This window comes from Pimelobacter sp. 30-1 (assembly GCF_018831735.1).
Classification (GTDB): Bacteria; Actinomycetota; Actinomycetes; order Propionibacteriales; family Nocardioidaceae; genus Nocardioides.
The window spans coordinates 396,876-417,260 of sequence record NZ_NHTS01000010.1 but is presented as its reverse complement, the minus strand read 5'-3'; the positions used below and the strand labels follow the sequence as shown (position 1 = coordinate 417,260).

16 protein-coding genes are annotated in these 20,385 nt (G+C 73.3%); 8 read left to right on the top strand and 8 right to left on the bottom strand.

The genetic code is table 11. From position 1 onward, the window contains the following. Positions 1–37: 37 nt before the first annotated feature. Positions 38–2,470, top strand: coding sequence for a DNA helicase PcrA (gene pcrA / locus CCO04_RS23660; RefSeq protein ID WP_215816605.1), 2,433 nt, complete (start codon positions 38–40; stop codon positions 2,468–2,470). On the opposite strand, the gene CCO04_RS23655 is transcribed toward pcrA, so the two are convergent. The 4 genes from CCO04_RS23655 to CCO04_RS23640 all read right to left on the bottom strand — a co-directional run bounded on the left by CCO04_RS23655 (position 2,467) and on the right by CCO04_RS23640 (position 7,831). Further along, positions 2,467–2,853, bottom strand: coding sequence for a hypothetical protein (locus tag CCO04_RS23655; RefSeq protein WP_215816604.1), 387 nt, complete (start codon positions 2,851–2,853; stop codon positions 2,467–2,469). The two genes, pcrA and CCO04_RS23655, sit on opposite strands and share 4 nt — an antisense overlap. A 10-nt stretch (positions 2,854–2,863) precedes the next feature. Next, positions 2,864–3,361 carry a hypothetical protein gene (locus CCO04_RS23650; protein ID WP_215816603.1) on the bottom strand — a complete coding sequence of 166 codons (498 nt, stop codon included), beginning with the start codon at positions 3,359–3,361 and terminating at the stop codon, positions 2,864–2,866. Beyond that, positions 3,361–6,636 carry a hypothetical protein gene (locus tag CCO04_RS23645; RefSeq protein ID WP_215816602.1) on the bottom strand — a complete coding sequence of 1,092 codons (3,276 nt, stop codon included), beginning with the start codon at positions 6,634–6,636 and terminating at the stop codon, positions 3,361–3,363. The genes CCO04_RS23650 and CCO04_RS23645 overlap by 1 nt, the downstream gene beginning before the upstream one ends. Before the next feature lie 85 nt (positions 6,637–6,721). Next, positions 6,722–7,831, bottom strand: a complete 1,110-nt coding sequence (locus CCO04_RS23640; RefSeq protein WP_215816601.1) for a peptidoglycan DD-metalloendopeptidase family protein — start codon at positions 7,829–7,831, stop codon at positions 6,722–6,724. A gap of 330 nt (positions 7,832–8,161) precedes the next feature. On the opposite strand from CCO04_RS23640, the gene sucC reads away from it, so the two are divergent. After that, on the top strand, positions 8,162–9,328 hold the full coding sequence (gene sucC / locus CCO04_RS23635; protein WP_215816600.1) for an ADP-forming succinate--CoA ligase subunit beta: 1,167 nt from the start codon (positions 8,162–8,164) through the stop codon (positions 9,326–9,328). A 19-nt stretch (positions 9,329–9,347) separates the two neighbouring features. Further along, entirely contained in the window at positions 9,348–10,244 is an 897-nt protein-coding gene (gene sucD / locus CCO04_RS23630) for a succinate--CoA ligase subunit alpha (RefSeq protein ID WP_215816599.1), read from the top strand. Between the two features lie 58 nt (positions 10,245–10,302). Here the strand turns inward: sucD and CCO04_RS23625 are convergent, their stop codons facing one another. From CCO04_RS23625 to CCO04_RS23610, 4 genes are all read right to left on the bottom strand, one after another. Beyond that, positions 10,303–11,004, bottom strand: coding sequence for a hypothetical protein (locus CCO04_RS23625; protein ID WP_215816598.1), 702 nt, complete (start codon positions 11,002–11,004; stop codon positions 10,303–10,305). A gap of 67 nt (positions 11,005–11,071) precedes the next feature. Then, complete coding sequence (locus tag CCO04_RS23620) at positions 11,072–12,580, bottom strand: hypothetical protein (RefSeq protein ID WP_215816597.1); 1,509 nt, start codon at positions 12,578–12,580, stop codon at positions 11,072–11,074. Then, positions 12,573–13,082 (bottom strand): RNA polymerase sigma factor, encoded by a 510-nt coding sequence (locus CCO04_RS23615; RefSeq protein WP_215816596.1) that lies wholly within the window; start codon positions 13,080–13,082, stop codon positions 12,573–12,575. The genes CCO04_RS23620 and CCO04_RS23615 overlap by 8 nt, the downstream gene beginning before the upstream one ends. Positions 13,083–13,212: 130 nt before the next feature. Further along, a complete protein-coding gene (locus CCO04_RS23610) occupies positions 13,213–15,156 on the bottom strand; it encodes a sigma factor-like helix-turn-helix DNA-binding protein (RefSeq protein WP_215816595.1) in 1,944 nt (647 codons plus the stop codon). A gap of 125 nt (positions 15,157–15,281) precedes the next feature. Between CCO04_RS23610 and CCO04_RS23605 the strand changes: the two genes are divergently transcribed. The 5 genes from CCO04_RS23605 to CCO04_RS23585 all read left to right on the top strand — a co-directional run bounded on the left by CCO04_RS23605 (position 15,282) and on the right by CCO04_RS23585 (position 20,341). Continuing rightward, entirely contained in the window at positions 15,282–16,601 is a 1,320-nt protein-coding gene (locus tag CCO04_RS23605; RefSeq protein ID WP_215816594.1) for a DUF6350 family protein, read from the top strand. Positions 16,602–16,627: 26 nt separating this feature from the next. Continuing rightward, positions 16,628–17,242 (top strand): phosphoribosylglycinamide formyltransferase, encoded by a 615-nt coding sequence (purN, locus tag CCO04_RS23600; protein WP_215816593.1) that lies wholly within the window; start codon positions 16,628–16,630, stop codon positions 17,240–17,242. A 280-nt stretch (positions 17,243–17,522) separates the two neighbouring features. Further along, the gene (purH, locus tag CCO04_RS23595; protein WP_215816592.1) at positions 17,523–19,112 is read left to right on the top strand and encodes a bifunctional phosphoribosylaminoimidazolecarboxamide formyltransferase/IMP cyclohydrolase; all 1,590 of its coding nucleotides are present in this window, start codon (positions 17,523–17,525) and stop codon (positions 19,110–19,112) included. Positions 19,113–19,125: 13 nt separating this feature from the next. Then, positions 19,126–19,440, top strand: coding sequence for a hypothetical protein (locus CCO04_RS23590; protein WP_215816591.1), 315 nt, complete (start codon positions 19,126–19,128; stop codon positions 19,438–19,440). Positions 19,441–19,465: 25 nt separating this feature from the next. Beyond that, positions 19,466–20,341: a bifunctional methylenetetrahydrofolate dehydrogenase/methenyltetrahydrofolate cyclohydrolase gene (locus tag CCO04_RS23585; protein WP_215816590.1), complete on the top strand. Its 876-nt coding sequence runs from the start codon at positions 19,466–19,468 to the stop codon at positions 20,339–20,341. The last annotated feature ends 44 nt before the right edge of the window (positions 20,342–20,385 follow it).

Below are 20,385 nucleotides of genomic sequence, written 5' to 3'. Positions count from 1 at the left end.
CACGATCGTCGGTACGGCGCCGTAGGCTGGTCGGAGCATGACTACGACGCCTCCGGCCCTCACCGCAGACCAGCTCCTCGAGGGCCTCAACGACCCTCAGCGCGAGGCGGTGAAGCACGAGGGCGTGCCCCTGCTCGTCGTCGCCGGCGCCGGCTCGGGCAAGACCCGGGTGCTGACCCGCCGGATCGCCTGGACCATCGCGGTCCGCAAGGCCCACCCGGGCTCGATCCTGGCGATCACCTTCACCAACAAGGCCGCGGCCGAGATGAAGGAGCGCGTCTCCGAGCTCGTCGGCAACCGCGCCCGCCTGATGTGGGTGAGCACCTTCCACTCGGCGTGCGTGCGGATCCTGCGCAAGGAGGTCGAGCACCTCGGCTACGAGCGGGTGAAGTCGAACTTCTCCATCTACGACGCCCAGGACCAGAAGCGGCTCATCCAGCTCGTCTGCAGCGACCTCGAGCTCGACCCGCGGCGCTTCCAGCCGGGCCCGATCCTGCACTGGATCAGCAACCACAAGAACGAGCTGCGCGATCCGGACGAGGTCGCCGCCGAGGTCCGCAACTCCGTCGACGAGGCCTACGCGACGGCGTACAAGGCCTACCAGCGGCGGCTGCGCGAGGCCAACGCCTTCGACTTCGACGACCTCATCATGGAGACGGTGCGGCTCTTCCAGCTCAAGCCCGAGATCCGCGAGACCTACCGGCGCCGGTTCCGGCACGTGCTGGTCGACGAGTACCAGGACACCAACCACGCGCAGTACTCCCTGATCCACCAGCTCTGCGGCCAGCAGCTCGAGGAGCACGACGAGACCACCCTCGACGGCCTGCCCGCCGACCGGGTGCCGCCGGCCGAGCTGATGGTGGTCGGTGACGCGGACCAGTCGATCTACGCCTTCCGGGGCGCCGACATCCGCAACATCATGGACTTCGAGAAGGACTTCCCCGACGCGCGCACGATCCTGCTGGAGCAGAACTACCGCTCCACCCAGACGATCCTCACCGCCGCCAACGCGGTGATCGAGCGCAACGAGAGCCGCAAGCCCAAGCGGCTGTGGTCCGACGCGGGCGACGGCGACAAGATCGTCGGCTACGTCGCCGACACCGAGCACGACGAGGCCCGGTTCGTCTCGACCGAGATCGACGAGCTGACCGACAAGGGCGTCAAGCCCTCCGACGTCGCGGTCTTCTACCGGACCAACGCGCAGTCGCGCGTGTTCGAGGAGATCTTCATCCGTACCGGCCTGCCCTACAAGGTCGTCGGGGGCGTGCGGTTCTACGAGCGCCGCGAGATCCGCGACGCCCTGGCGTACCTGCGGATGCTGGTCAACCCCGACGACCAGGTCTCGCTGCGCCGCATCCTCAACACCCCCAAGCGCGGCATCGGCGACCGCGCGGTCCTCGCGATCACGATGTTCGCCGAGCGCGACCGGCTGACCTTCTGGGAGGCGCTGCAGCGCGCCGGCGAGGCCCCCGGCCTGGCCACCCGCAGCCAGACCAACATCGAGGGCTTCGTCAGCCTCGTGCAGGACCTCCAGCAGATGGTCGCCGCGGGGGAGCGCCCCGACGTCATCCTGGAGACCGTCCTCGACCGCTCCGGCTACCTCGCCAGCCTCGAGGGCTCCGACGACCCCCAGGACGCCACCCGCGTCGAGAACCTCGGCGAGCTCGTCGCCGTGGCCCGCGAGTTCGCCGAGGACCCCGTCGCCGGTCCCTCCGCCGACCCCGCCGACGTCGACGCCGGCACCGTCGAGCCCGGCCTGGCCGACTTCCTCGAGCGGGTCGCCCTCGTCGCCGACTCCGACCAGATCCCCGACGCCCCCGAGGACGACCCCGACGCCCCGCCGGACCAGGGCGTGGTCACCCTCATGACCCTCCACACGGCCAAGGGCCTGGAGTTCCCGGTCGTCTTCCTCACCGGCATGGAGGACGGCGTCTTCCCCCACTCCCGGGCCCTGGGCGACCGCCCCGAGCTCGAGGAGGAGCGCCGCCTGGCGTACGTCGGCATCACCCGCGCCCGCCAGCGCCTCTACATCTCGCGCGCCGTCGTCCGCTCGGCCTGGGGCGCGCCGGCCCACAACCCCGGCTCCCGCTTCCTCAACGAGCTGCCCATCGACCTCGTCGACTGGCGCCGTACCGAGGCCGACCAGACGCGGTGGTCGCGGCCGTCGTACGACGGGTACGGGTCGGGTGGCGGCGACCAGGGCGGCAGCCAGCGCCTCGGCGCCCCCACCGCCGCCGGCCGCCGCAACTTCAGCTCGGCCGCCGCCCGCGCCGACGCCGCCGCCAAGTCCAAGCCCTCGCGCCCCATCCCCGTCCTCGCCCCCGGCGACAAGGTCACCCACGACTCCTTCGGCCTCGGCACCGTGGTGTCGGTCGAGGGCGCCGCGGAGAAGTCGGTCGCGTCGATCGACTTCGGGTCGGACGGGGTGAAGCGGCTGCTGCTGCGGTACGCGCCGGTCGAGAAGCTCTAGCGCTCCCCGAACCGCACCTGGAGCAGGCTGCGCGGCGTCTTGCCGTGCCGCTCGCGGTAGGCCGCGACGATCTCGTCGGTCGTGTCCTCGCCGGCGTGCAGCCGGACCAGGTAGGGCACCAGCCAGTGCAGGTCGGCCGCGTCGAACTCGGTCGCGAACCGCGGGTCGAGGCCGGTGCGGTCGTCGTCGAGCACGTCGGTCAGCGGCACCTGACCGCCGGCGTTGGCCGCGTGCGGACCGATGGAGAAGGAGACCCGGGACGCGGCCCCGTCCGGGTGCAGGGCGACCTCGACCGGGTGCGGGTACGGGCCGGGACCGGTGCGGGCCACCACGAGGAACTCCAGCGGCTGCTCGGCCTGGTCGTGGCCTGTGCGCTTCGTCATCTGCGGCCGCCTAGCGATCTGCCCGCTCGAAGACGTGGAGCTCCACGTCCTCCCAGGCGACGGCGTCCGGCAGCGCCGGGCCCAGGTCCCCGGAGAGCCGGAGGATCGTGGCGAGCGCGCCGTTGCACAGGTCGAGCCACCGGTCCGCGGAGATCGGGCGACCGCCCTCGAACGCGTCCGGCGTACCGTCGTCGAGCCAGACCCCGGCCGTGGCGTTGACCGAGAACCGCCGGGTGAGGGCGGCGCGCGTCCAGTGCCCGTAGGCGAACATGTCGTTCGCGGACAGCGCCGTCAGCAGCCGGAGATCGGGCCAGTCGGTGAACCGGTGGTAGCGCCGGTGCAGGATCGCGGGGTCGTACAGGTGGGCGTCGCGGGTGGCGATGAGGATGCCGTCGTCGAACACGCCGATCGCCGGGCGCTCGCGCGGCGCGACCTCGTCGGCCGCGGCGGCCGGCGCGGCACGGGTGAGGTCGACGGTGCCGCTCGCCGAGCTCGGTGCGCCGGCCATCAGTCGTCGATCTCCAGGCCGCGCTCGCGCAGCGACCGGAGCGTCGCGGCGTCGGGCGTGAGGGAGATGAAGTCGATGCTCGCGAGGTGGGGGAGCAGGTCGAGGTCGTCCCAGGAGCCGATGTCGAAGGCGTCGTCCTCGCCGTCCCACTGGGGTGCGATCTCCTGGTAGATCTCGTTGCCCGCGTCCACCACGAGGTCGCGCACCTGCGCGGCCAGTGCCGCGTCGATCGGGAGCCGTGCGAACCACGCGAGGACCTCGGGGATCGGTGCCGCGCCCTCGGTGGCGAGGTCGATGGAGCGGTCGGCATACGACTGCACGAACGCGGTGAGGGAGAACCGCGGCTCGAGGATCCCCTGCTGGTACATCAGCTCGTCGATCACGGCGAGCTTGAGGTTGAGGTCGGTGAACACCAGGGGAGTGCCGGACGCCTCGACCGGCTCGACCGGCTCGACCGCGTCCCGGTCCTCGCCGCGGTACGCCGCGCGGAGCACGGCCTCCAGCGGCTCGCGATCGGCCGGGTCCAGGCCACGGCGGGCCAGCTGGTCGAACGGGTCGACCCCGGAGACGCTGCCGGTCAGGCCCGGGCCCGGTGTCGCACCGGCCAGGAGCAGCCGGTGCAGCAGGGGCGCGTCGTCGCCGTCGAGGGTCGGGTTCTCGAGGAGCACGTTGACCGGGGTGAGGAACGAGAGCTGGACCGACGCGTCGAGCCGCTGCTGGAGCAGCCAGCCGGCGATCTCGCGGCGGTGGCGCGGCACCGGGTTGCTGAGCGCCGCGTCGAGCAGGTACCGGCCGTCCGGTGAGTCCACGATCACGTCGAGCAGCTCGTTGAGCGAGCCGGTCAGCGCCCGGCGGTGGCAGGTGTCGAGGGCGGCGATGGCCCGCTGCCCCTCGGCGGGGTCGACCGGGCGGTCGAGGACGTGGCTCGCGTAGCGCACGTCGGCCAGCTCGTCGGCCGTACGCCGCTCGGGCTCGCCGGCCCGGACGACCCACTGGAGCTGCGGTACGCCGATCGCCTCGGAGTGGAGGATCGCCAGCGGGCTCGGGGCGTCCTCGGCGAGCAGCGCGGCGCGGGTCCGGCGCAGCATGCCCTCGGAGGCCCGCCAGTCGAGGTCGTCGCACCAGAGGACCGCGTGCGCCACCGGCAGCGTGGTGGCCGCGCCGTCCACCTCGCCGGCCACCACCTCGTACAGCCCGGCCGGGTCGCGCCCGGCGACGAGCGAGAGCAGGTCGTCCGGTACGCCGGCGAACAGCTCGGCCTGGTCGGCGAAGCCCGTCGTGAGCGAGCCGTCCACGGGGTACGACAGGAGCAGGCCGCGCCCGTCGTGGGTGAAGTGCCAGACCCACCAGTGGTCGCCGGCGCGCAGCCGGCCGCGCACCGCGTCGGGCACGAGGTCGAGTCCCTCGAGCGGCGGGCCGTCCCAGGCGAGCGGGTGCGCGGCGCTCGGCGCCGGCACCGGCTCCGGCGCCACCGAGTCAGGTGCCACGGCCGCGATCGCCGCGAGCTCGCTGATCACCCGCGTTCGGTGGCGCAGCTCCCACCGGCGGGTGCCGTGCAGGACGTCGAGCACCGCGTCGGCGCGAGCGAGCAGCACGATCACCACCGGTTGGGTGCCGAAGTCCGCCTTCGGGTCAGGGACACCGGCCAGCAGGAGCACCGCGTTCCCCTCGACCCACCACAGGGGCGCGGTGGGCAGGCCCGTGGCGCGCATCTCGCGGGTCACCGGGCTGCGGCGCACCACGCCGGTGTCCGGGTCGTGGACGGTCATCTCGGACGCCGGGCCCCAGCGTGCGCTCATCGTCTCGATCAGCCGCTGGGACCAGCCCTCGAGCGCGTCGGCCGTCCACGGCTCGCTCGTCGCGATGATGGCCGACAGCGTCCGTGCGTCCCCGCGGCCGCTGAGCTCACGACCGCCGACCGAGAAGGTGCGATCGCCCCAGGCGACGGTGGCCGGGTCCTGCTCCCACCACGCCGCGCTCGCCCGCTCGACCTGGTCGACGAGCTCGTCGAGCCCCGCGCTGCGCCGGATGCCGTAGCCGAGCCGGGCGTCGTCGCCGGGCCGGGGCTGCTCGTCGTACGGACAGGCGGCGAAGACCTGCTCGACCTGCTCCCGGCGACTCGTGCCCGGGTCGGCGAAGTCGTCGAGCGAGAACGCCGAACCCAGCCGGTACGGCCGGCGCAGCGCCGTGCTGAACCCGAAGTCGTCCATGCCGAAGCCGTTCTGGTGCCCCACCTCGGTGAGGCTGCCCGGCACGTGCCAGTGCGCGCCGTCGAACCACGCGACCCCGGAGATCAGCGGCACCGGCCGCCCGCCGAGGACCCGGAGCTCCAGGAGCTGCTCGGCCTCCTCACCCCGGGCGTTCTCGCCCCGGGCCGCGACCAGGTCGCGCAGGTCGTCCGGTACGCCGCCGAGCATGCGCGCCACGAGCGTCTCCAGCGCCTCGGCCAGCGCGTTCTCGCGGCCCTCGGGGCCCTCGCCGGCGAGCTCGGCGTGGTCCTCGAGGAACTGGGCCGGGGCGTCCGTGGCGAACGCGCAGCTCGGGTCCTGGAGGAGCAGCAGCGCCCGCCCGTCGTCGGTGAAGATCCAGACGGTCGTCGTCCCGTTGCGCGCCTGCAGGCCGAACCGCGACGCCGCGACCGGGGTGTCGCGCAGCCGGACCTCCCCCTCGTCGAACATCGCGCTCATCAGCCAGGCCCGCCGCCGCAGCTCGAGCGGCTGCTCGCCGAGCATGAGGAGCTCGTGCACGGTGTCGTCCTCGTCGACGAGCGCGCTCATGCTGCCCAGCGCGTACTCCCGCGGCAGCACCAGCAGGATCTGGCGCAGCATGCTCGTGCCCGGCTCGCCGTCCCAGTCGGTCATCAGCGCGCAGAAGAGCTCGCCGCGATCCCACAGCTCGGCCTCGGGCATCCGGACCGCCACCATCAGGTAGTCGAGGATGCCCTCGGGCTCCTGCTCCTCGCCGACCAGGCGCGGCGTACGCCGCTGCGGGGCGCCCCACCCCTCGCGCAGGACCCGGCGCACGCCCTCGGTCCAGGTGGACGCGCGCTGCGCGTAGTCGCCGTGGTCGTCCGTGGGGTCCTCGCCCGGGTCGTAGCCGCCCATCGGCAGGATCCAGACACCCTGGGCCGCGTCGCCGTCGACGCCCTCGAAGCTGAACTCGTCCTCCGGCTCGTGCTCGAGGAGGTGGGCGACGAGGCGGTCGCAGAAGCCGGGCACCTCGTCGAGCCCGAACGGCGGCAGGAAGATCGGCAGGTCGTCGTCGTCCGCGGTCACGCTCGCGAGGCTAGCCGCGCCGGGGAGGGGGCCGAACCACGGAATCCGCGGACCGGCCGGTCAGGTCAGGTCCGGTCAGGTGAGGTCAGGGAGTGACGCCGTGCTGGCGCAGCGCCGCGTCGGGGTCGACCGGGTCGCCGCCGCCGGGGCGGACCTCGAGGTGCAGGTGGGGGCCGGTCACGTGACCGGTGCCGCCGACGTAGCCGATCAGCTCACCGGCGCGGACCTTGTCGCCGGCCGAGACCGCGAAGGCGCTCTGGTGGCAGAACCAGAGCTCGGTGCCGTCGTCGAGGGTGATCACGGTCTTGTTGCCGTAGGCGCCGTCGAAGCTGGCCGAGGTCACCGTGCCGTTGGTCACGGCGCGGATCGGGGTGCCGGTGGGGGCCGCGAAGTCGAGGCCGGTGTGGTAGCTCGACCAGAGGCCGTACTCGCCGTAACGGGCGGTGAGGCGGTAGACCGAGGGGTCGACCGGGAGCACCCAGCGGTTGAGGGCGATCTCGGCGGCTTCCTTCTCGGCAGCCTGGGCGAGGTTGCCGAGGGCGCTGGTGCGCTCCTCGGCGGAGCGCTCGGCCTCGGCGACGAGGTCGGTACCGGCGGACTGGGCGAGGGCGTCGCGGTCGGAGTCGCGGCTGACGGTCTCGCTGCGGGTGCCGACGGCGGCGTTGCCGAAGGAGCCGGTCAGGGCGTTGGCCGCGCTGACCCGGTCGCCGGCGGAGGCGAGCTGGGGGTCCGCGGAGGTGACGACGCCGCCGATGGCGACGGCCAGGGTGGCCACGCCGACGGCGACGGGCAGGGTCGGGAGGCCGCGGAAGAGCGGTCCGCGCGAGCCAGCGTGACGTACGGCGCGCCGCTTGCCGCTCGGGGCGACCGCGCGCAGCCCGGCGGAGGAGTCCGTCATCGGGTCGGCGAGCGGGATGTCGCGCAGGGCGGGGAGCTCGACGGTGGGGGCCCGGTCGAGGCGGGGAGCCTCGATCGTGGCGATCTCGACGGGGGCGATCTCGACCTGGGCGATCTCGACCGGGGCGGGCGTCGCGGGGCGCGCCACGCGCTTGCCGACGTACGCCGAGGGCTTCTCCGCGGCGATCTCGGGACGCCGGGCGACCCGCTTGCCGACGTACGCAGCGCCGCTGGGGGAGCCGGAGTCGGGGGTCGAGTGGGCGCGCGAGGCGCGGTGATCCGCTCGGTGGTTACCCATCGACTGCTGACTCCTTGGTGGACGATCGTGCAGGCCGTTCCGACCCTGGGGTGCCGACCGAGGCGTCCGAGTGTTGCTCCGACCGAGGTGGCCGTCGGGTGACGGCCGGGTGAAACATGCGTGCCGACGATAGCCGATGCCGGGACGCCTCCGAAATCGTACGGGTGGAACCTGGGGATGACCGGCGAACGGGCAAACCGCCGTGAGCGGCGCGTGACACCCATCACCTTGTCCGTCCTGGACTCGTCCTACTCGTGGGTCAGGACTATCGTGCCCGGGGGTGTGCCGCTGCGTGCACCGAACCTCTGACCAAGACGTGAGGACGTATCAGTGGACCTGATGGAGTACCAAGCGAAGGAGCTCTTCGCGAAGCACGGCGTGGCCACCACCCTCGGGACGGTCGTCGAGACCGCCGAGGAGGCGCGGGCCGCGGCCGAGCAGATCGGCGGCGTGACCGTCATCAAGGCGCAGGTCAAGGCCGGTGGCCGGGGCAAGGCCGGTGGCGTGAAGCTCGCGAAGACGGCGGACGAGGCCTTCGAGCACGCGTCCAACATCCTCGGCATGGAGATCAAGGGCCTGACGGTCAACCGCGTCCTGGTCACCCCGGCGACCCCGCCGGAGGAGGAGTACTACTTCTCCTTCCTGCTGGACCGGTCCAACCGGCAGTACCTCTGCATCGCGTCGGTCGAGGGCGGTGTGGAGATCGAGGAGGTCGCCAAGACCAACCCCGACGCCGTGAAGAAGATCGGCATCGACCCCGGCAAGGGCGTCGACGCGGCGAAGGCCCGGGAGATCGCCACCGAGGCGAAGTTCCCCGAGGCCGTCTTCGAGCAGGCCGTGAAGATGATCGAGGACCTCTACAAGGTCTTCGTCGAGGAGGACGCGACCCTCGTCGAGGTCAACCCGCTCGCCCGCCTCGCCGGTGACAAGCTCGAGGCGCTCGACGGCAAGGTCTCGCTCGACGAGAACGCCTCCGAGGTGCGTCACCCCGAGCACGAGGAGTTCGAGATCCGTGAGGAGGCCGACCCGCTCGAGGCGAAGGCCAAGGACCTCGGTCTCAACTACGTCAAGCTCGACGGCCAGGTCGGCATCATCGGCAACGGCGCGGGTCTGGTCATGAGCACCCTCGACGTCGTCGCGTACGCCGGCGAGAACCACGGCGGCGTCAAGCCGGCCAACTTCCTCGACATCGGCGGCGGCGCCAACGCGCAGGTCATGGCCAACGGTCTCGACGTCATCCTGAACGACGAGCAGGTCAAGTCGGTCTTCGTGAACGTCTTCGGTGGCATCACCGCGTGCGACGAGGTCGCCAACGGCATCAAGGGCGCCCTCGAGCTCCTCGGTGACAAGGCCACCAAGCCGCTCGTCGTCCGTCTCGACGGCAACAACGTCGAGGCCGGCCGCGCGATCCTGAACGAGCTGAACCACCCGCTCGTGACGCAGGTCGACACCATGGACGGCGCGGCCGACAAGGCCGCCGAGCTGGCGAACGCCTGAGGCCGGGGGAGCAGAGAACATGAGCATCTACCTCAACAAGGACAGCAAGATCATCGTCCAGGGCATCACCGGCGGCATGGGTGCCAAGCACACCGCCCTGATGCTCGACTCGGGCGCTCAGATCGTCGGTGGCGTCAACGCCCGCAAGGCCGGCACGACCGTCTCGCACAAGGACGCCAGCGGCGCCGACGTCGAGCTCCCGGTCTTCGGCACGGTCGCCGAGGCGATCAAGGAGACCGGCGCCAACGTGTCGGTCCTCTTCGTCCCGCCGGCGTTCACCAAGGACGCCGCGATCGAGGCGATCGACGCCGAGATGCCGCTGATCGTCGTCATCACCGAGGGCGTCCCGGTGCAGGACACGGCCGAGGTCTGGTCGTACCTGCAGGGCAAGTCCACCCGGATGATCGGCCCCAACTGCCCCGGCATCATCACGCCGGGCGAGTCGCTGGCCGGCATCACGCCGCACACCATCGCGGGCAAGGGCCCGGTCGGTCTCGTCTCCAAGTCGGGCACGCTGACCTACCAGATGATGTACGAGCTGCGGGACTTCGGCTTCTCGACCGCCATCGGCATCGGCGGCGACCCGATCGTCGGCACCACGCACATCGACGCCCTCCAGGCCTTCGAGGAGGACCCGGAGACGTCGGTGATCGTGATGATCGGCGAGATCGGCGGCGACGCCGAGGAGCGGGCCGCGGACTACATCAAGGCCAACATCACCAAGCCGGTCGTCGGCTACGTCGCGGGCTTCACCGCCCCCGAGGGCAAGACCATGGGCCACGCCGGCGCCATCGTGTCGGGCTCCGCGGGCACCGCCCAGGCGAAGAAGGACGCGCTCGAGGCCGTCGGCGTCAAGGTCGGCAAGACGCCGTCCGAGACCGCCGCGCTGGCTCGGGAGATCCTGCAGTCGCTCTGACGTACGGAGCAACGCGAAGGCCCGCCACCCCTCGGGGTGGCGGGCCTTCGTCGTCTGCTCAGAGCCGGTCGGCCGCCTTCGGCAGCATCTGCTCGACCGGCGTGGCGCCGACGAAGTCGTAGTCCTGCCCGACGATCACCGAGGTCAGCACGACGAGCTCGGTGCCCTTGCGCAGCACCCCCGTCTCCATGATGTACACCGCGTCGCCCGACGGGTCGACCTCCTCGGCGACCGGCCCCAGGTGGGCGTCGGTGATGACCGCGTCGGTGCCCGCGACGGCCACCTTGCGGGTCTGGAGCGCCCGGTAGTCGCGCAGCTCGGCCGGTCGCGACGCGCACTCCTCCAGCCAGCCGTTGACGCGGGACCAGGCCCGGGTGGCGGCGGCCTCGTCGTCGTACCGGGCGACGACCTGGATCAGGGAGTCGCCGCCGACCTCGGGGGCACCCGCCTCGCTGTTGCGCAGCTCGTAGTCGGCGCGGACGACGCTGGTGGCGCCCGTGCCGGCCAGGGACTGCTCGGCGCACGGGTTGAAGACCGACTGACCGTCGCCCTCGCCGGCCCCGGTCCGGAACCAGTCGGCGCCGTCGCTGTAGACGGTGTCGTCGTCGGTCAGCAGCACCGCGGTGGTCAGCGCGTCGGCGCCGGTGGTGTCGGTGGCCGCGGGGGTCTTGTCGTCCGCGCCGCAGCCGGCGAGGAGGGCGGGCGTCGCGAGCAGGGTCGCGGCGAGGAGGAGGCGGGTGGTCCGGCGGTGACGGCGCACAGCGGTACCCCTTTCGTGGTGCTCGAAGGGTGGAGGGAGGGAAGAGGAGAGGCGAGGTGCGGCGGGCTCAGCCGCGGCAGGCGCTGCCGACGAACCGGCACAGGCTGGTGACGACCGCACCGGCCTCGTCGGCCGTCTGCGAGGCCTGGGTGACGATGTCCCCGGCCGGGTCGGACGCGCCGCCCTCGCTGGCCTGGGTGAGCAGCAGGAGGGCGTTGCCCACCCGGATGACGTAGGTGATGTCGAGGCCGGGGGCCGGCGAGCCGTCGTACGTCGACGAGCGGCCGAGGATCCACGACTCGTCGCCGAGGTCCCCGTCGGCCACCGTGTGGTGGCTGACGAAGCCGGCCGAGTCCGGCGTACCGGTGGGGCAGGCGCGGTAGGCGTCGACGATGGCGTCCGCCGCGCTCCGTGCCTCCGCGGCCGAGCCGTACGTCGACAGCTGGCGCCCCCGGAAGTCCTCCGGCTCCTGCCACCGCGCCGTCACCCGGTCGACCGGCGCGGGAGCGTCCGGGACGTCCGTGCCGCACGGGGCGAACGTGAACGCCTCCTGGCCGCGCGCGGGGCCCTCGAGGGAGCCGTCGCCGTCGACCTGGGGCCAGCCGTCGGCGAGCGGGAGGTCGTTGGGGAGGGTGGTGGCTCCGGCCGGGGCGGTGGGGTCCGTGGGATCGGTGGAGTCGGAGGGCGCGGCGGAGCCGGTCGCGGTCACCGTGGCCTTGGGGGCGGTGCCGGGCAGGAGCAGCTCGGCGGCCCGCGGGATCATCCGGGTGACCGGCGTCCCGTCGAGGAAGTTGTAGTCCTGGCCGACGATGCGCGAGTCGAGGATCGCGATCCGGTTGCCGACCCGCACCAGCCCGGTCTCGGCGATGTAGGAGTCACTTCCGTAGGGGTCGATGTTCTTGGGCACCGGCCCGTAGTGGGCGTCGATGACCTGCGCCTCGCTGTCGTCGAGGCCGGCCGGGACCGGGGTCGTCTGGAGCACGCGGTACTCAGGGGTGCCGTTGGCCTTGGCGTGCTTGCCGCAGTCCGTGATCCAGGAGGCGACGGTCTGGAGCGCCTTGTCCGCCTCGGCCGCGCTCGGGAACTGCGCGACGACCTCGCGGAACTCGTCGCCGGAGACGCTGGGCGCGCCGTCCTCGAGGTTGCGCAGCTCGTAGCGGCGCTGGAAGATCGTGCCGGCGCCGAGCCCGGCCAGGTTGCTGCGGGCGCAGAGCTGGAAGGCTGACTGGCCGTCGCCCTCGAACGTGTCGATGGTGAACCAGTCGGCGCCGTCGCTGTAGACGGTGTCGTCGTCGGTGAGCAGGTCCGCCTCGGACAGCGCCTTGGCGCGGTCGTTGGCGACCCGGCTGTCGTCGCCGCGGGAGCCGTCGAGCGAGAGGGCGAGGACCGGGACGGTCACGGCGGCCACGGCGAAGGCGGCGGCCCCCGCCACCAGGGCGGTACGGCGACGCCGGATCCGGTCGCCGCGGCGGCGTACGTCGGCTGCGGACAGGGGCATCTCGCCACCTCCATGGCCGGTGCTGAACCCGGCGCCGAACCGGGAGAGCTCCTCGATCGGGTCGTGCTGCTCAGGCATGGGTCACCCCTCCTCCCGCGAGCCCGGACTCGTCGGCCAGCAGGGTGGCGAGCGCCGCGCGTCCCCGGCTGAGCCGGGCCTTGATGGTTCCCTCGGGTACGCCGACCTCGGCCGCGACCTGGTGGACGGGCAGGTCGGCGATGTGGTGGAGGACGAGCGCCTGGCGCTGTGCCTCCGGAAGCTGCTTGAGGGCCGCGACGAGGGCGACGTGCGACTCGTCGACGGCGGCGGCCGTGCCGATGTCCTGCAAGGCCCGGTCGGGGGCCCGCTCGCCGCGCTTGCGGCGGCGCCAGCGGCTGACGGCGAGGCGGTAGGCGGTGGTGCGGACCCAGGCCTCGGGGTACTCCGCCTTGTCGAGCTTGCGGCGGTGGGCCCAAGCCCGGGCGAAGGCCTCCTGGGTGCACTCGGTGGCCTCGTCGAAGTCACCGATCATCGCGTAGACCTGGCCGGTCACCCGGCGGAACGACGCGGCGTAGAAGTCGTCGAAGTCGCTGGCTTCCACGTCGCACCTCCTCTGGGACCACCTGGTCTCCGTCGCGGCCCCGTGCGGGGCTTTCGGGAGTGATACGCCGGTGCGGTCGACCCGGTTGCACGGGGGCGCGAAGTTTTTCCTCCGCGCTCCCGGGGCGGGCTCAGGAGGCGGGCGTCCCCATGACGGCCAAGCGTTCCACGGAGCGGCGGGTGAGCGCCACGAAGTCGGGGTTGGCCATCCGGGCGCGGGGGGCGGCGACGTAGACGAGCACCGAGACGGAGGTGCCGCGGCGGACCACGGCGACGTCGTACTCGACGGTGCGGTCGCCGGGCAGGGCGGTGCTGAGGTGCCAGGCGGAGAGGGTGTCGCCGTCGTGGGCGAGCTCCTCGACCTCGGTGCCGGCGGTGGCGTCGAGGTCGGGGCAGGCGGCCATCTGCTCGCGGAAGCGGGCGACGAAGGCCCGGGCCGCGCCCGTGGGCAGCGTGCCGACGGTCTGGGTGAGGCCGACCTCGGGGGGCAGCTTGGCGTCGCTCAGCACGAAGGTGCGGAACTGGTTGTCCTTGACCGGCTGGTTGCGGAACTTGCCGAACAGGTGGACGGTGTCGCAGCCCACCGCGCCGGAGTCGATCCGGTCCTCGGTGAGCTTGGCGGCGGGGGTGCCGACCCAGGGGCCGGGGTCCTGGGTGAGCGGCGGGAGGTCGAGCTCGGAGAGCATCCAGGGGACGTCGCCCGTGCGGTACGGCGCCCGGTCGACGACCTTGGGCTTGTCGGGGGCGCACGCGCCGCCGTCGGCGTTGGCGCACATCCGGCCCACGGCGGTGGCCAGGAGCTGGGCCACGCCCACGCGGCCGGGCTGCCCGGGGGCGACCTTGGCGCTCAGCGAGGTGACGGTCGTGTAGAGGCCGGTCCGCGCCACCCCCACGACGTACGTCGTCCGGTCGGCGCGCGAGCGCAGCACGACCAGCGCCGACTGGTCGCCGACGCCCGGCAGCGCCGCGGTCGAGACGAGCTGGATCCGCGGCGGGGCGGCGTCCTTGTCGGCCGGCGTCGGGCAGGTGGTGAACCAGCGCAGGGCGCGGCGGTAGGTCCGGATCGCGCGCGGCTCGGCCGAGGAGGCCTCCGCGAGCTGGACGACGCCGCGCGCGGCGCGCGGCTTGGCGCTGTTGCGGAACGTGCGGACCCAGGCGGAGGTGCCCTGCGGGTCGGCGTACCGCTCGGTCTGGCAGGGCAGGACCAGGCCGTTGCCGGCCGAGTTGTCGGTGGTGGTGCCCTGCTGCCAGCCGCGGCCCGGGAGCGCGTCCTGGACGACCTCGACGGGGAGCAGCGCGGTGTCGGGCAGCGTGGTGACGGCCGGGCCGGGCGGGCGCGGGGTCGAGGTCACCGACGGCAGGTCGGCCCGGTCGAGCGTGGGCCGGTCGCCGGTCGCGTCGTGGGCGACCGCGCCGCCGGCGACGAGGGCGACCACGGCCGCGGCGCCGCCGATGACGGTGTGCGCCCGGCGCCGGGCGGCCCCGGCGCGGCGGATGATCGTGACCCGCGGCCAGGTCACCGAGCGCACGGCGTCGCCGAGCGAGCTGAGCGAGAGCGGGATCGCGGAGGTCGGGATGGCCAGCGCGGTCGCGAACGCCGCGGCCCCCTGCTGGAGCTCGCGCTCGGCGGCCTCGAGCGGCAGCCCGATCTCGTGGGCCATCTCGGCCATGGAGACGGCGGCGAGCTGGGTGAGCAGCAGCGCCTTGCGCTGGTCGACGGGGAGCGCGGCGAGGGCGTCGAGGATCGCGCGGTGCTCGGCGGCGATGTCCTTCTTGCGGTGCCAGGGGCGGGTGCTGCTGCGGCGCAGCGCCTTGCGCCAGGCGTCGGGACGGACCGCCATCTCGGGGTCGTCGAGGCGCCCGGTCTTGCGCCAGTGGTGCCACGAGACGACGAACGCCTCGCGGACCGCGCTGCGTGCCGCGGCGAGGTCGCCGGTGAGCGCGAAGGTCTGGAGCAGCAGCCGGTCGCGGGAGTCGCGGTAGAAGGCGTCGAAGCCCGCGGTGAGATCCGCGCTGCTGACGTGCGCGGACCGGGGCTGCGGGCTGGTGGGGCTCTCAGGAACGTCCGCGGTCATGGCCGCACCACCGTACGCCGCGACGGGGCCCGGTTCGAATCACGGGTCGGCTCGCGGCTGTGTCCTTGGTCGCTCCGGCGTGGCGGGCCGGAGCCGGGCCGCCCGCGCGTGAAGATGGTCGGACCATGACGTTGCAGGCTCAGTCGACCCCGCGCCGGACCGGGTCCGGTCGTACCACCGCCCGGTCGGACGCCGACCTGCGCCGCGAGCTCGCTACGACCCGTCCGCTGGTCCCGACGGCGACCATCGGCGGCGCGATCGCCGCGGGCGGCCCGCTCCTGGTCTGCCTGGCGCTGGCCGTGGTCGGCTGGTTCCTCACCGACGCAGGCGGCGAGGGGAGCCCGAGCGGCGCCCTGCGCGTCGGCGCCCACGGCTGGCTCGTCGCGCACGGCTCGACGGTGGCCGTCGAGGGCATCCGGATCACCGCGATCCCGCTCGGCCTGACCCTGGTCTGCGCCTGGGTGACCTGGCGGGTCGGGCACCGGGTGGGGGAGTCGGTCTCGGGCCACGGCCCGAACGCCGACCGGATCGCCGACGGCGCCCGGGACTGGACCGTCCCGCTCGCCGCCGCCCTCTTCACCGTCGGGTACGCCGTCGTCGGCGTGGTCACCGCCTCGGTCGCCGCGACCGCGGCGTCCACGCCCGAGCCGTCCCGGGTGGTGCTCTGGTCGGTGCTGCTGGGCCTGGCCGTGGGCGGACCGGCGATCGCGTCCGGCTCGGGGCGCGCGGCGATCTGGCTGCCCGCCGTACCGGCGATGGTGCGCGACGTCCTGCTCGTCGCCCGCCGGATCCTCGGCACCTGGGCGCTGGTCTGCCTGGTCGCCCTCGTGGCCGCCTTCGTGCTCGACTTCTCCACCGCCGCCAACGTGGTCTCCCAGCTCCACGCCGACGCCGGTGCCGTCGTGCTCATGGTGGTGCTGACCCTGCTCGTGCTGCCCAACGCGCTGCTGTTCTCCAGCGCCTACCTGCTCGGCCCCGGGTTCACCGTCGGCGCCGGCACCACCGTCTCGACGACGGCGGTCGTGCTCGGCCCGCTGCCGATGTTCCCGCTGCTCGCCGCGCTGCCCGACCAGGGCAGCCAGCCGTGGTGGACCGACTGGCTGATGCTCACCCCCGTCCTCGTCGCCGTCTACGTCGCCGGCCGGGTCCAGCGCGACCGGCCGGTGCTCGCCTGGGACCAGGCCGCCATCCGCGGCTGCGCGGGCGGCATCACCGCCGGCGTGCTGCTCGCCGCGCTGACCGCCTTCGCCGGCGGCGCCGTCGGCCCCGGCCGGATGCGCGACGTCGGCCCCTACACGTTCGACGTGCTGCTGCACTCGATGGCGTCCTTCGGGATCGGCGGCGTGGTCGGCGCGGTCGCGGTCTGCTGGTGGCAGCGCGACGCCGACTCGTGGGTCCGCACCCGGCTGGGTGCTGTCCGCGACCGGCTGCCGCGTCGGCGTTGAGGCCCCGGCGGCCGTAAACTCCGGCCGTGCCCGCTCGCCCTCGCCTCGTCGTCCTCGTGTCGGGTTCCGGCACCAACCTCCAGGCCCTCCTCGACGCCTGCACCGACCCGTCGTACGGCGCGCGGGTGGTCGCGGTCGGCGCGGACCGGGACGACATCGAGGGCCTGGCCCGCGCGGAGCGCGCCGGCGTACCGACCTTCGTCGCGCGCCTCGGTGACTTCTCCGCCCGCGAGAACTGGGACCGTGCCCTCGCCGACAAGGTGGCCGCCTTCGAGCCCGACCTGGTCGTGCTGGCCGGCTTCATGAAGCTCGTGGGCGAGACCTTCCTGGAGCGCTTCGGCGGCCGCACCGTCAACACCCACCCGGCGCTCTCGCCGTCGTTCCCCGGCATGCACGGGCCCCGCGACGCGCTCGAGTACGGCGTCAAGGTGACCGGCGCGACCCTCTTCGTCGTCGACGCGGGCGTCGACACCGGCGCGATCGTCGCGCAGGCCGTCGTCCCGGTCGAGGACGACGACACCGTCGAGACGCTGCACGAGCGGATCAAGGTCGCCGAGCGGGGCATGCTCGTCGAGTCGGTCGGCCGGATGGCCCGCGAGGGCTTCACCGTCGACGGCCGGCGGGTTCGGCTGGGAGGCTGAACCTCAGGCCATGGCTGCCCGGCCTCGGCGGATGCCGGCGTCGTCCCGGTGGTGTGATCGCAAGGCGCCGCCGCGACGGCACACCGGGTCGTGTTCCGAGCGTCGGCAACGCGGCGAGCGCGCCGCCGGGGTGGCGCCGCCGCCGCCATGGGACGGGTAGACATGGCCTAGAGTGAGGGCACACGACTGGCGCAGGTGGGCAACCACCAGGGAGTGACGAGTCGGCATCGATCGCCTGGGTGCCCTCATCGAGATCCACCGACCGATGAGGAGCCCCTCGATGTCCGCCACGCCCGACCAGATCAAGATCAAGCGCGCGCTGGTCTCCGTCTTCGACAAGACCGGTCTCGACGACCTGGTCCGCGGCCTCGCGGCCGCCGGCGTCGAGCTCGTCTCGACCGGCGGCTCGGCGGCCCTCATCGAGAGCCTCGGTCTGCCGGTCACCAAGGTGGAGGACCTCACCGGCTTCCCCGAGTGCCTCGACGGCCGGGTCAAGACGCTGCACCCGCGCGTGCACGCCGGCATCCTGGCCGACCGCCGCCTGCCCGAGCACGTCGCCCAGCTCGAGGAGCTCGAGGTCGCGCCGTTCGACCTGGTCGTGGTCAACCTGTACCCGTTCGCCGCGACCGTCGCCTCCGGCGCCGGCATCGACGACTGCATCGAGAAGATCGACATCGGCGGTCCCTCGATGGTCCGCGCCGCGGCCAAGAACCACCCATCGGTCGCGATCGTCACCGACGGTGCCGATTACGCCGCCGCCCTCGCCGCGGCGCAGGGCGAGGGCTTCACCTACGCCGAGCGCAAGGCGCTGGCCGCCAAGGCGTTCGTGCACACCGCGACGTACGACGTCCAGGTGGCCTCGTGGATGGGCTCGGTCCTGACCGACTCCTCCGAGGGTAACGGCTTCCCGGCCTGGATCGGCGGCACCTGGGACAAGCAGGCCGTGCTCCGCTACGGCGAGAACCCGCACCAGCCCGCCGCGCTCTACCGCTCCGGCTACGGCCCCGGCGGGCTCGCCGCCGCCGAGCAGCTGCACGGCAAGGAGATGTCCTACAACAACTACGTCGACACCGACGCGGCCCGCCGCGCGGCGTACGACCACGGGGACCTGCCGACCGTCGCCATCATCAAGCACGCGAACCCCTGCGGCATCGCCGTCGGCACCGACGTCGCCGAAGCCCACCGCCGCGCCCACGAGTGCGACCCGGTCTCCGCCTTCGGCGGCGTGATCGCCACCAACGTCCCCGTCTCGGTCGAGATGGCCCGCCAGGTCGCCGAGATCTTCACCGAGGTCATCGTCGCTCCCGGGTACGACGAGGGCGCGGTCGAGGTGCTCCAGGGCAAGAAGAACATCCGCATCCTCGTCGCCGAGCCGCTCACCGCCGGCGGCGTCGAGACCCGCCCGATCAGCGGCGGCCTGCTCATGCAGCACACCGACCAGTTCCAGGCCGCCGGCGACGACCCGGCCGCGTGGACGCTCGCCACCGGCGAGGCCGCCGACGAGCAGACCCTCGCCGACCTCGCCTTCGCCTGGCGCTCGGTGCGCGCGGCCAAGTCCAACGCCATCCTCCTGGCCAAGGACGGCGGCGCCGTCGGCATCGGCATGGGCCAGGTCAACCGCGTCGACTCCTGCCGGCTCGCCGTGGAGCGCGCCAACACGCTCGTCGAGGGCGTCGAGCGGGCCCGCGGCTCGGTCGCCGCGTCCGACGCGTTCTTCCCGTTCGCCGACGGCCCGCAGATCCTGCTCGACGCGGGGGTGACCGCGATCGTGCAGCCGGGTGGCTCGGTGCGCGACGAGGAGACCATCGCGGCGTGTGCCGCGGCCGGGGTGACCATGTACTTCACCGGCACCCGCCACTTCTTCCACTGAGACCGGTCCGACGGTGAGCACCGTGGTCGCCGGCCGGCGCTCCGAGACGGACCACCGGTGCGAGGTGGTCGTCGAGACGGAGGGGCGGCAGGTCCGCTTCGACGTCATCGCGATCCCGGACGGCACCTACGGCTACTCCCGGGCCGAGCACGAGCTGGCCGAGGCCGGCGCGCCCAGCTCGCGGGTCGGGCTGTGGGCGCGGCCCGACAGCCACCGCTGGCTCGTCGGGCAGCTCGCCGCGGCGGGCGTCGGCGACGCCGAGGCGTCCCGGGTGCTCGCCGCCGTCCGGGCCGGGATCGGCGCCAAGGAATTCCGGTTCGTCTACTGATGGACCGCACTGAGAGGATGAGCACGTGACTGCACAGAAGCTCGACGGCAACGCCACCGCGGCCGCCATCAAGGACGAGCTGCGCGTCCGCATCGACAAGCTCCGCGAGCAGGGGATCACCCCCGGCCTCGGGACCGTGCTGGTCGGTGACGACCCGGGCTCGCGCTGGTACGTCAACGGCAAGCACAAGGACTGCGCCGAGGTCGGGATCTCCTCGATCCGGGTGGACCTGCCCGAGGTGGCCACGCAGGACGAGATCGAGGAGGCCGTGGCCGGCCTCAACGCCGATCCCGCGTGCACCGGCTACATCGTCCAGCTGCCGCTGCCGCGGGGGCGCGACGAGAACCGGGTGCTCGGCCTGATCGACCCGGCCAAGGACGCCGACGGGCTGCACCCGACCAACCTCGGGTGGCTGGTGCTCGGCAACGAGGCGCCGCTGCCGTGCACGCCGTACGGGATCGTCGAGCTGCTGCGTCGCCACGAGGTGCCGATCGCGGGCGCCGAGGTCGTGGTCGTGGGCCGGGGCATCACCGTGGGGCGTCCGCTCGGGCTGCTGCTCACGCGCCGCTCCGAGAACGCGACCGTGACGCTGTGCCACACCGGCACCGTCGACCTGGCCGCCCACGTGCGCAAGGCCGACATCGTGGTCGCCGCGGCGGGCGTGCCGGGGATCATCACCGGTGCCATGGTCAAGCCGGGTGCGGCCGTCCTCGACGTGGGCGTGAGCCGGGTCGACGGCAAGATCGCCGGCGACGTGGCCGACGACGTCTGGGACGTCGCGGGGTGGGTCTCGCCCAACCCGGGTGGCGTCGGACCGATGACGCGCGCGATGCTGCTGGCCAACGTGGTCGCGATGGCCGAGAAGCAGGCCGCGCGCGAGGGCGGGAAGGCAGCGCACTGAACGACGAGTCCCCGGAGACGGCGCCGACCCCGGAGGTCGCGCCG

Coding starts and splice junctions, on each gene's coding strand:
- pcrA (WP_215816605.1), top strand. CDS start 38: ATGACTACGACGCCTCCGGCCCTCACCGCAGACCAGCTCCTCGAGGGC.
- CCO04_RS23655 (WP_215816604.1), bottom strand. CDS start 2,853: ATGACGAAGCGCACAGGCCACGACCAGGCCGAGCAGCCGCTGGAGTTC.
- CCO04_RS23650 (WP_215816603.1), bottom strand. CDS start 3,361: ATGGCCGGCGCACCGAGCTCGGCGAGCGGCACCGTCGACCTCACCCGT.
- CCO04_RS23640 (WP_215816601.1), bottom strand. CDS start 7,831: ATGGGTAACCACCGAGCGGATCACCGCGCCTCGCGCGCCCACTCGACC.
- sucD (WP_215816599.1), top strand. CDS start 9,348: ATGAGCATCTACCTCAACAAGGACAGCAAGATCATCGTCCAGGGCATC.
- CCO04_RS23620 (WP_215816597.1), bottom strand. CDS start 12,580: ATGCCTGAGCAGCACGACCCGATCGAGGAGCTCTCCCGGTTCGGCGCC.
- CCO04_RS23610 (WP_215816595.1), bottom strand. CDS start 15,156: ATGACCGCGGACGTTCCTGAGAGCCCCACCAGCCCGCAGCCCCGGTCC.
- CCO04_RS23605 (WP_215816594.1), top strand. CDS start 15,282: ATGACGTTGCAGGCTCAGTCGACCCCGCGCCGGACCGGGTCCGGTCGT.
- purH (WP_215816592.1), top strand. CDS start 17,523: ATGTCCGCCACGCCCGACCAGATCAAGATCAAGCGCGCGCTGGTCTCC.